Here is a 6,179-nt window from a genome sequence, read left to right on the forward strand (position 1 = left end):
AAGAAAGCCGGCAAAGCCGGCCTCCTTGCGCTTCCTGATTGTGGAGCCCTTTCAGCGGGTGCCATAGGCCTGATCGAGCAGCCCGCCTGCGGCGAAATGCTCTTTCTGAACCTTGTCCCAACCACCGAACACCTGCTCCACCGTCAGCAGGCGGACGTCCGGGAAGTCGGCCTTGTGTTTGGCGGCGACCGTCGCGTCGCGGACCCGCAAGCCGTTCTCGGCGGCGATCTCCTGGCCGTCCGACGTGTGGAGGAACTCGAGATAGGACTTGGCGAGATCCCGGCTGCCATGCTCGTCGGCAACCTTGTCGACGATCGCCACCGGGAACTCGGCCAGCAGGCTGACCGAGGGGGTGACCTGCTCGAACTTGTCGTCGCCATATTCCTTGCGGATGCCGCGCGTCTCGGACTCGAAGGTGATCAGCACGTCGCCGATCTCACGCTGGACGAAAGTGGTGGTGGCGGCGCGGCCGCCGGTGTCGAAGATCGGCACGTTGTTGAAGAGCTTGGTGATGAACTCCTTCACCTTGGCATCGTCGCCCTTGAAGACCTCCTTGGCATAAGCGGTGGCGGCGAGATAGGTGTAGCGCGCATTGCCCGAAGTCTTCGGGTTCGGGAAGATCACCTGCACGTCGTCACGCACCAGATCGTTCCAGTCCTTGATGTGCTTCGGGTTGCCGGCGCGCACCAGGAAGGAGGGCAGGGAATAGAAGGGCGACGCGTTGTCCGGAAACTCCTTCTGCCAATCGGCCGAGACAAGGCCCTTCTTGACCAGGAAGTCGACGTCGGTGACCTGGTTGAAGGTGACGACATCCGCGGCAAGACCTTCGGCGATGGCGCGCGCCTGCGCCGAGGTGCCCGCATGCGACTGATCGATCGTGACGCCGGGATGCTTGGCGACGAAGGCCTTGTTGATGTCGACGAACAGCTCGCGGCCGACGTCATAGGATGCATTCAAGAGCTTGTCGGCCGACCAGGCTTGGGAGGATGCGAGGACGAGACCGGCAGCAGCAGCGATGCCGAGCAACAGGCGCTTCATGAAAACAGGCTCCTTGTAAATGGATCAAGCTATGGCGAGACCATAGTCGGGAAAGCCTGAAGCGACGAGGCATGCGGTCCGAGAGGCGAGGGAGGGTCTGGAAAATATCTCGCCGAAACAGCTCTTTGCTAGGATTTTCTTCCAAGCTGATTCATGAACAGCTCCAGGCGCGCGCCGAAGCAAGAGTCAGGGCTAAAGATAGCTCAGGCCTTGGGGAAAAGCTTCCAGCGCCGTGGCCTGAAGGCGACGCGGCTCTTCTGCGCGGCGGGATGGTCGACCGGAAGCTCGATCTCGACGCGCTGGCGCTCGCCGCCGATCTCCAGCTCGACGCGCCTTGTGCCTGCGACGCGGCGGCTGGCGGCGACCGTGCCGGCGATGCAGCCGCTGCAGCCGTCGAGCAGGTCGACGTCGTGCGGGCGGAAGTAGAGAACCGCCTCTCCGGGCGGTGCATGCGGCGCCTCAAGTCCGATCGGCCGGTCGGCGATCCACACCTCGCCGTTCTCGACCTTGACCGGCAGCGAGCTGGATTCGCCGATGAAGGAGTAGACGAAGGGCGAGTTCGGCGTGTCATAGATGTCGTCGGCGGTGCCGACCTGCTCGATGCGTCCCTGGCTCATGACGACAACGCGGTCGGCGAGTTCCAGCGCCTCTTCCTGGTCGTGCGTGACGAAGACGGTGGTGTGGCCGGTGCGGTCGTGGATCTCGCGCAGCCAGCGGCGCAGCTCGCGGCGAACCTGCGCGTCGAGCGCGCCGAAGGGTTCGTCGAGCAGAAGCACCTTGGGCTCGATCGCCATGGCGCGGGCCAAGGCCACGCGCTGGCGCTGGCCGCCGGAAAGCTGCGCCGGATAGCGCTTTTCCAGGCCTGACAGCTGGACGAGGTCGAGCAGTTCCAGCGCCCGGCGGCGAATTTCCTGGCTCGAAGGCCTGGCGGCGCCGTGCCGAACTTTCAGGCCGAAGCCGATATTGTCGGCGACCGTCATGTGACGGAACAGCGCGTAATGCTGGAAGACGAAGCCGACATTGCGTTCCTGGATGGACTTTTGCGAAGCGTCTTCCTCGCCGAAGAAGATCGCCCCCTTGGTCGGCCGCTCCAGCCCGGCGATCAGGCGCAGCAGCGTCGTCTTGCCGGAGCCCGACGGGCCCAGCAGCGCGATGAGCTCGCCGGACTTGATGTCGAGCGACACGTCGTGGAGCGCCGGAAACCGCTCAAACTCCTTGCGCACGTTGACGACGCGAACTTCCATGGAATGACCTCTATCAATGCCCGCGTGTCGCGGCGATCTCGGCGCCGTAGCGCATCTCGAGAAGTGTTTTCAAGACCAGCGTCACCAGAGCCAGGCCAGCGAGCAGCGAAGCGACCGCAAAGGCGCCGACGGCATTGTACTCGTTGTAGAGGATCTCGACATGCAGCGGCATGGTGTTGGTCAGGCCGCGTATGTGGCCGGACACCACCGAGACCGCGCCGAATTCGCCCATGGCGCGCGCATTGCAGAGCAGAACGCCATAGAGCAGCCCCCATTTGACGTTGGGCAGCGTCACATACCAGAAGGCCTGCCAGCCGCTGGCGCCGAGCGAGAGCGCCGCCTCCTCGTCGCCATTGCCTTGTTCCTGCATCAGCGGGATCAACTCGCGCGCGACGAAGGGGAAGGTGACGAAGACGGTCGCCAGAACGATGCCTGGCACAGCGAACAGGATCTGGATGCCATGCGCCTTCAGCCATTCGCCGAGCAGTCCTTGAGCGCCGAACAGAAGCACATAGACCAGGCCGGAAATGACCGGCGAGACCGAGAAGGGCAGGTCGATCAGCGTGGTCAGGAACGCCTTGCCCTTGAACTCGAACTTGGCGATGGCCCAGGCGGCCGAAAGGCCGAAGACGAGATTGAGCGGCACCGAGATCGCCGCCACCAGCAATGTCAGCCGGATGGCGGAGCGCGTGTCGGCATCGCCCAAGGACTGGAAATAGGCGCCGACGCCCTTGGCGAAAGCCTCCTTGAACACGATGATCAGCGGCAGCAGCAGGAAGATGCCGAGGAAGACCAGCGTGACGGTCGTCAGCGTGATGCGGACGGGGCGGCTTTCCGTGACCGCGGCCGAGCGGCTCTCGTGGTGCGGCTCGTAGGACTTGATCTCGGGATCAGCCATAGCGCTTGCGGCTCCATGTCTGCACGAGGTTGATGACGAGCAGCATCGCGAAGGACAGCGCCAGCATGATCGCGGCGATCGCGGTGGCGGCCGGATAGTTGTACTCTTCCAGCCGGATGACGATCAGAAGCGGCGCGATCTCGGATTTGTAGGGCAGGTTGCCGGCGATGAAGATGACCGAGCCGTATTCACCGACGCCACGCGCGAAGGCGAGCGAGAAGCCGGTGATGATGGCCGGCGCCAGGCTGGGCAGCAGCACACGGGTGATGATCTGGAAGCGGCTGGCGCCGAGCGTGGCGGCGGCCTCCTCGACCTCCTTGTCGAGCTCTTCCATGATCGGCTGGACAGTGCGCACGACGAAAGGCAGGCCGATGAAGACCAGCGCCACGATGATGCCGAGCGGGGTGTAGGCGACCTTGAGGCCGAGCGGCATCAGCAATTTGCCGAGCCAGCCGGTCGGGGCATAGAGCGTGGTCAGCGCGATACCGGCGACCGCGGTGGGCAGCGCGAAAGGCAAGTCGACCATGGCGTCGACGACGCGGCGGCCGGGGAAACGGTAGCGGACCAGCACCCAGGCGACGAGCGTGCCGAACACGACATTGACTGCCGCGGCGATGAAAGCTGTGCCGAAGCTGATTTCGAGCGCCTTGAGGGTGCGCCGGTCGGTGGCCAAAGCCCAGAAATCGGTCCAGCCGAGCGCGGCCGAACGCCAGATCAGCCCCGAGAGCGGGATAAGGATGATGAGCGTGAGGTAGGCAAGCGAGAAGCCGAGCGTCAGTCCGAAACCCGGAATGACACTCGGCTGTCTGAATCGCCACCCCGCATGAGCGGGTGCTGTGGTCATGCTGTTCTGGATCGTCCCTTCTTACTCAACCAGATTGCAGTCGCCAGTTTTCGAGGCCCGGCCTCTCACTGCGCCGGCTTGTAGATCTGGTCGAATATACCACCGTCGCCGAAATGGTAAGGCTGCGCCTTCTTCCAGCCGCCGAATTGCGGGTCGTCGATGGTGACCAGCTTGATCTGCGGCAGCTTGGCGAGATCCTCGGCCGGAACCAGCTCGGGCTTGGCCGGGCGATAGTGGTTCTTGGCGATGATGGTCTGGCCTTCCTTCGAATAGAGCCAGGAAAGATAGGCTTCGGCCACCTTGCGCGTGCCCTTGGCGTCGACATTGGCGTCGACCACAGCGACGGGCGGCTCGGCCAGGATCGAGGTTGGCGGGTAGACGATGTCGAAATTGTCGGCGCCGAATTCGTCGAGCGCCAGATAGGCGTCGTTCTCCCAGCCGATCAGGACGTCGCCCAAGCCTTTCTGGGCGAAGGTGACGGTCGAGCCGCGCGCGCCGCTGTCGAGCACCGGGGCATTGGCATACAGCTTGCTGACGAATTCCTTGGTCTTGGCCTCGTCATTGCCGTCATGCGAATTGGCATAAGCCCAGGCCGCCAGATAGTTCCAGCGCGCGCCGCCGGAGGTCTTCGGGTTCGGCGTGATCACCTGGACGCCGTCCTTCACCAGATCGCTCCAGTCGTGGATGCCCTTGGGGTTGCCCTTGCGCACCAGGAAGATGATGGTCGAGGTGTAAGGTGCTGAATTGTTTTCGAATTTTTTGCGCCAGTCGGGATTGATCTTCTTCGATTTCGAGACGATGGCGTTGATGTCGCCTTCGAGCGCCAGTGTCACCACATCGGCGTCGAGGCCGTCGATCACCGCGCGGGCCTGGGCGCCGGATCCGCCATGCGACTGCTGGATGGTGACCGTCTCGCCGGTCTCGGCTTTCCAATGCGCTGCGAAGGCCTCGTCATAGGCCTTGTAAAGCTCGCGTGTCGGATCGTAGGACACGTTCAAGATAGTCGTATCGGCGAACGCGAAACCGAGCGTGCCGAACTGGACAGATGTGGCGACCAGCGCGCCGAGCAGTTTCCTGAAATGAGGTTTGGTCATTCCCGCCTCCGTTGAACTGCTGCGAACTCTAGCGAGTTTATAGAAATTAGATGCATTGATTGTTGCCTTTTTCACCTCCTCGAAGCAATTTTTCGCCGAGCTTCGGCTCTTTGAAGAAATAACTTCCTCCTGTGCTTTCGCTCGGCTCGGCATCAGCCGGCCTAATTAGAAGCGGTCAGTGTTGGGGCAAGCCCCGGCGCATTAATTGGCGGTGATCGGAAAATCGAAGCGCTGTTTTGGAAAGGGCTCTTTGGCGAGGGTGAAGTGCCACCATTCGCGCGCATAGTTGCGGAAGCCGGCGGCTCGCATGGCGGCAAGCAGCATCTTGCGGTTCGACGCCGCTTCGGCGGGAAGAGGGCGGTGCGCGGTCTCGCTCATCGGATCGAAGCAGTCGAAACCGGTGCCGAAGTCGAGCGTGCCGCTGTCAGGAGCGCCGCAGGCGGGATGAACATCGCTTTCCTTGCCCTGGTCGGCGATGGCGACGTCGACGGTCGAGCCGCGCGAATGGCTCGACAATTCGCCGACGTAGCCCTTGGCGATAAGATCGCCACGCCGGACGGTCGGATACCATTGCGGGTCCGGCGGGCCGCCTTCTTTTGTCCATCTGACCATATCGGCGACGGCTCGTGCGGGCCGGTAGCAGTCGAAGATGACGAGCGTCAGGCCTTTGGCGGCCACGACTTTCTGGACGCTGGACAGCGCCTTCGCCGCTTGCGTGGTCAGGATGCAGACGGGCGCGTCATAGCCATCGACCTTGCGGCGCAGGAAGTTCTCGCGGCCGGCGTAGCGGATGTCCTGGCGGATGGTCGAGTCGACATCGGCGAGCCTGACGAAGCCGGCGGGCAGGGGGGCGGCGCGGGCCTGGAGAGGGCAAGCTATTACTAGTGCAAGCGCTGCGAAGAACACCCCCAACAGAGGTCGGCGCGAGGCCCCCCTCCCTGCCCTGCCGGGCTTCGGCGCCGCGTCCGACCTTCCTGCGTTGAAGATTAGCGAAAGCCGTGAAGCGAATAATCTTCCCCCTTGAGGGGGAGATGACCGGCAGGCCAGAGAGGGGGGCCTCG

Annotated in this window: 6 protein-coding genes; all 6 read right to left on the bottom strand. The window is 63.4% G+C overall.

What is annotated here, in order from left to right; all coding sequences use genetic code 11:
- Window positions 1-51: 51 nt before the first annotated feature.
- The 6 genes from E5X34_RS30390 to E5X34_RS30415 all read right to left on the bottom strand — a co-directional run bounded on the left by E5X34_RS30390 (window position 52) and on the right by E5X34_RS30415 (window position 6,024).
- A complete protein-coding gene (locus E5X34_RS30390) occupies window positions 52-1,038 on the bottom strand; it encodes a sulfate ABC transporter substrate-binding protein (protein ID WP_292572682.1) in 987 nt (328 codons plus the stop codon).
- Window positions 1,039-1,241: 203 nt separating this feature from the next.
- Window positions 1,242-2,282: a sulfate/molybdate ABC transporter ATP-binding protein gene (locus E5X34_RS30395; protein ID WP_292572685.1), complete on the bottom strand. Its 1,041-nt coding sequence runs from the start codon at window positions 2,280-2,282 to the stop codon at window positions 1,242-1,244.
- Window positions 2,283-2,295: 13 nt separating this feature from the next.
- Window positions 2,296-3,180 (bottom strand): sulfate ABC transporter permease subunit CysW, encoded by an 885-nt coding sequence (gene cysW, locus E5X34_RS30400; protein ID WP_042637242.1) that lies wholly within the window; start codon window positions 3,178-3,180, stop codon window positions 2,296-2,298.
- Window positions 3,173-4,024: a sulfate ABC transporter permease subunit CysT gene (gene cysT, locus E5X34_RS30405; protein ID WP_292572688.1), complete on the bottom strand. Its 852-nt coding sequence runs from the start codon at window positions 4,022-4,024 to the stop codon at window positions 3,173-3,175. Before cysT ends, cysW begins: the two co-directional genes overlap by 8 nt.
- 65 nt (window positions 4,025-4,089) lie before the next feature.
- Entirely contained in the window at window positions 4,090-5,118 is a 1,029-nt protein-coding gene (locus tag E5X34_RS30410) for a sulfate ABC transporter substrate-binding protein (protein ID WP_292572691.1), read from the bottom strand.
- A 201-nt stretch (window positions 5,119-5,319) separates the two neighbouring features.
- Window positions 5,320-6,024, bottom strand: coding sequence for a M15 family metallopeptidase (locus E5X34_RS30415; protein ID WP_366664934.1), 705 nt, complete (start codon window positions 6,022-6,024; stop codon window positions 5,320-5,322).
- Window positions 6,025-6,179: the final 155 nt, after the last annotated feature.

It is taken from the genome of Mesorhizobium sp. (assembly GCF_004963255.1).
Classification (GTDB): domain Bacteria; phylum Pseudomonadota; class Alphaproteobacteria; order Rhizobiales; family Rhizobiaceae; genus Mesorhizobium.